This is a genomic window from Pseudomonas sp. JV245A, from assembly GCF_032424515.1.
Taxonomy (GTDB): Bacteria; Pseudomonadota; Gammaproteobacteria; order Pseudomonadales; family Pseudomonadaceae; genus Aquipseudomonas; species Aquipseudomonas protegens.
Map to the genome: position 1 here is coordinate 1 of NZ_VYKE01000254.1, position 4,455 is coordinate 4,455.

Annotated in this window: 4 protein-coding genes; all 4 read left to right on the forward strand. The window is 64.6% G+C overall.

The genetic code is table 11. The annotated features are described in order from the left end of the window. Positions 1–161: 161 nt before the first annotated feature. From efeU to efeO (F6S12_RS29985), 4 genes are read left to right on the forward strand one after another with little or no spacing between them, the layout of a single operon-like run. A complete protein-coding gene (efeU, locus tag F6S12_RS29970; RefSeq protein WP_015635789.1) occupies positions 162–1,010 on the forward strand; it encodes an iron uptake transporter permease EfeU in 849 nt (282 codons plus the stop codon). Between the two features lie 8 nt (positions 1,011–1,018). Then, the gene (efeO, locus tag F6S12_RS29975) at positions 1,019–2,218 is read left to right on the forward strand and encodes an iron uptake system protein EfeO (protein WP_041118440.1); all 1,200 of its coding nucleotides are present in this window, start codon (positions 1,019–1,021) and stop codon (positions 2,216–2,218) included. A 15-nt stretch (positions 2,219–2,233) separates the two neighbouring features. Continuing rightward, complete coding sequence (gene efeB, locus F6S12_RS29980) at positions 2,234–3,544, forward strand: iron uptake transporter deferrochelatase/peroxidase subunit (protein ID WP_315869705.1); 1,311 nt, start codon at positions 2,234–2,236, stop codon at positions 3,542–3,544. A 35-nt stretch (positions 3,545–3,579) separates the two neighbouring features. Beyond that, a complete protein-coding gene (gene efeO, locus F6S12_RS29985; protein ID WP_315869706.1) occupies positions 3,580–4,404 on the forward strand; it encodes an iron uptake system protein EfeO in 825 nt (274 codons plus the stop codon). Positions 4,405–4,455 lie beyond the last annotated feature (51 nt).

A 4,455-nucleotide genomic window follows, 5' to 3' on the forward strand; every position in this document is an offset into this window, starting at 1 on the left:
CGGCGCCAGGAACAATCGCCCGCAAGAGCCAACAAACCGGTCCAGGCTTGGTAAACGAGACCCGTTCAGCTTCCGTTCAGCAGTTGTCAATAATCTTCATTTAGCAATGAGTATCATTATGTTACAAATTACCCCCTAGCCTATTTGCCCACCGGTGCTGAATGCTCGTTCCATTTCTGATCATGTTGCGCGAAGGGATTGAAGCCGCGCTTATCGTTGGCATCATCGCCAGCTACCTGAAACAGACTGGCCGTGGCCAGTGGATGCCCGCCGTGTGGATCGGGGTCTTCCTCGCCGCGGCCCTGGCCCTGCTGGTGGGCGGCGGCCTGGAACTGATGAGCGCCGAATTCCCGCAGAAGCAGCAGGAACTCTTTGAAGGCATCGTCGGCCTGGTGGCCGTCGGCATCCTCAGTTCCATGGTGTTCTGGATGCGCAAGGTGGCGCGTTCGATCAAGCATTCCCTGCATGTCTCCCTGGACCACGCCCTGGCGGGCTCCAAGCACCAGGTCACGGCGCTGATCGCCATGGTGTTCTTCGCCGTGGCCCGCGAAGGCCTGGAAACCGTGTTCTTCCTGCTGGCGGTGTTCCAGCAGAGCGAAGGCCCGGGCGCGCCCATAGGCGCCCTGCTGGGCCTGATCTCAGCGATCATCGTCGGCTTCCTGATCTACACCGGCAGCATGCGCCTGAACCTTGGCGCCTTCTTTCGCTGGACCGGGCTGTTCATCCTGGTGGTGGCCGCCGGCATCCTCGCCAATTCGGTGCAGGCCCTGCATGAAGCCGGGGTCTGGAACCACCTGCAGACCGTACTCTTCGACTTCAGCGCCAGCCTGCCCATGGATGGCCCGGTGGGTTCGGTACTGGCCGGCATGTTCGGCTACCAGGACGCCCCCACCATCAGCACCCTCGGCGCCTATGCGCTGTACCTGGCCGTGACCCTGGTGCTGTTCTTCCTGCCCGGCGGCGCCCCAGCCAAGGCGCCCGGCTCAACGTCCTCCGTTTCCAGTCAGTAAGGCTCCCCATGACCCAGCAAGCCTCTCCCCAGGCCTCGCCTCCCCGCGCTCTGCGCTGGGCGGTTGCCGGTTCGGTGATCGTCATGATCGCCGCCGGCGGGCTGTTCTACTACGCCTCGCAACTGGCCGCCAGCAAGCGCCAGGCCCACCAGGGCGAGATCACCGTGACCATCCACCCCAAGAGTTGTGAACCCAACGCGCTGACAGTCCCGGCCGGGCGCGCCAGCTTCCGCATCGTCAACCGTTCGGATCGCGCCGTGGAATGGGAAATTCTCGACGGCGTGCTGGTGGTGGAGGAACGGGAAAACATCGCCCCAGGCCTGAGCCAGGTGATCAACGCCAACCTGCAGCCAGGGGACTACGCCATCACCTGCGGGCTTTTGAGCAACCCCCGCGGCACCCTGCACGTGACCCCGACCGCCGAGTCCGACGCCCAGGCCAAGGCGCGGCCGTCGATGGTGGCCTTTATCGGCCCGCTGTCGGAGTTCCGGGTCTACCTCAGCACCCAGGGCAGTGCCCTGGTCAAGGCAGTGAACGCCTTGCAGCAGGCCATAGACGCCGGCGACCTGAAACAGGCCCAGGCGCTGTACCTGCCAGCCCGCGCAGCCTATCAGCGCCTGGCCCCGGCGGCCCAGCGCCTGGCCGAGCTGGACAACACCATCAACGCCCGTGCCGATTATTTCGAACAGCGCGAACAGGATCCGGGCTTCAGCGGTTTCCACCGCCTGGAATACGGCCTGTTCCAGAAAAATGACCTGGCGGGCCTGGCCCCCGTAGCTCAGCGCCTGTCCAGCGACGTGGTCAGCCTCAAGGAACAGTTGCTGGCCCAGACCCTGCCACCGGAGCAATTGGTGAGCATCGTCGCGCGCAACATGCGCAGCCTGGCCGACCTGCGGGCCAGCAGCGGTGAAGAGGAACGCTACAGCCACAGCGACCTCAACGGCTTTGCCGCCAACCTGGAAACCACCCGCAAGGTCATCGACCTGCTACGGCCGCTGCTGGCCAAGTCCGCGGCCCAATTGCTACCCCAGGTGGACAGCGCCGCCGATGCCCTGGCCACTCGCCTGGCCAGCCTGCGCGACGGCTTCGGCTATGTGGCCTACGACCAGGTCGACGCCCGGCAGCGCAAAGAGATCGCCGACAAAGCCAAGGCCCTGGCCGACGCCCTCGACGCTATTGATCCCGCACTTGGCCTTTCCGGCCTGTAACAAGACGAGTTTTCAATGAACGATTCAGATCAGTCCAATCCGTCTTTTTCCGCCCAGCGTCGGCGCGTGCTGCTGGGCATGGGCGCCGCCGGCGTGGCCCTGGCCGGCAGTAGCCTGAGTTGCCCGGCCATGGCCGCCGCGCCCGCCCAGGTCACCGAAGCCCCCAGCAGCGACAAGACCCAGGACCGCCACGACTTCCATGGCCAGCATCAGAGCGGCATCGTCACCCCGCGCCCGGCCGCGGGCATGCTGGTGTCCTTCGATGTGCTGGCCAGCGACCGCGACGACCTGGAACGGCTGTTTCGCACCCTCGACCAACGCATTGCCTTTCTCATGCGCGGTGGCCCGGTGGCCCAGGTGGACCCGAAGCTGCCGCCCCTGGACTCCGGCATCCTCGGCCCGGTGGTGACCCCGGACAACCTGACCATCACCGTCTCGGTGGGCGAATCGCTGTTCGACGAGCGCTTCGGCCTGGAGGCGGCCAAACCCAAGCGCCTGATCCGCATGGTGGGCTTCCCCAACGATGCCCTGGAGCCCGCCTGCTGCCACGGCGACCTGAGCCTGCAGTTCTGCTCCAACACCGCCGACACCAACATCCACGCCCTGCGCGACATCGTGAAGAACCTGCCCGACCTGCTGCTGGTGCGCTGGAAACAGGAAGGCAGCGTACCGCCCCAGGCCCCGGCCAAGCCCGGCGAGCCGGCGCAGAGTGCGCGCAATTTCCTGGGCTTTCGCGATGGCTCGGCCAACCCCGACTCCAACGACCCGAAGGCCATGCAGCAGATCGTCTGGGTCCAGCCCGGCAGTGACGAACCGGCCTGGGCGGCCCATGGCAGCTACCAGGCAGTGCGGATCATCCGCAACTTCGTCGAACGCTGGGACCGCACCCCGCTGCAGGAGCAGGAAAGCATCATCGGCCGGATCAAGACCAGTGGCGCGCCCATGGACGGCCAGAAGGAAAGCCAGGTGCCCGACTACGCCCGGGACCCCCATGGCAAGGTCACCAAGCTCGACGCCCACATCCGCCTGGCCAACCCGCGCACTGCCCAGAGCCAGCAGAACCTGCTCCTGCGCCGGCCGTTCAACTACTCCAACGGGGTCAACAAGAACGGCCAGCTGGACATGGGCCTGCTGTTCATCTGCTACCAGGCCGACCTGGAGAAAGGCTTCATCGCCGTACAGACCCGTCTGAACGGCGAACCCCTGGAGGAGTACCTCAAGCCCACTGGTGGCGGTTACTTCTTCACCTTGCCGGGGGTCACCGGCGAAGAGGATTTCATCGGGCGTTCGCTGCTCGATGCCACCCGGCCTAAAAGCACTGCCTGACACCCCTAACACAACAACCCCCACGGAAAAGTCCCATGAAAAAGTCGCCTCTCGCTGTGTTGCTGACCCTTGGCTTGCTCCACGCGCCGCTTTCGGCGTTCGCCGCAACTGCGCCCCTGGAGCTGGTGGGGCCGATCTCCGACTACAAGATCTACGTCACCGAGCAGCTCGACGAACTGGCCAGCCACACCCAGCAGTTCACCGATGCGGTGAAAAAGGGCGACCTGGCCGCCGCCAAGAAGCTCTACGCGCCGACCCGGGTCTACTACGAGTCGATCGAACCGATCGCCGAGCTCTTCAGTGACCTGGACGCGTCCATCGACTCCCGGGTCGACGACCACGAGAAAGGCGTCAAGGCCGAAGACTTCACCGGCTTCCACCGCCTGGAATACTCACTGTTCTCGGAAAACAGCACAGCAGGCCTGGGCGAGCTGGCCGACGGCCTGAACAAGGACGTCAAGGACCTGCAGACCCGCGTCGCCGGCCTGACCTTCCCGCCGGAAAAAGTCGTGGGTGGCGCCGCCGCGCTGCTGGAAGAAGTGGCCGCAACCAAGATCTCCGGTGAAGAAGACCGCTACAGCCATACCGACCTCTACGACTTCCAGGGCAACATCGACGGGGCGAAGAAAATCGTCGACCTGTTCCGTGGGCAGATCGAGAAGCAGGACAAGGCCTTTGTCGCCAAGGTGGACAAGAACTTCGCCACGGTGAACAAGATCCTGGCCAAGTACAAAACCCCTGACGGCGGCTTCATGACCTACGACAAGGTCAAGGAAAACGACCGCAAGGCCCTGGTAGGCCCGGTCAATGCCCTGGCCGAAGATCTCTCCACCCTGCGCGGCAAACTGGGCCTGAACTGAGCCCGGAACCCAACACGCCATCCTCCCTGTAGGAGCTGGCTTGCCAGCGAA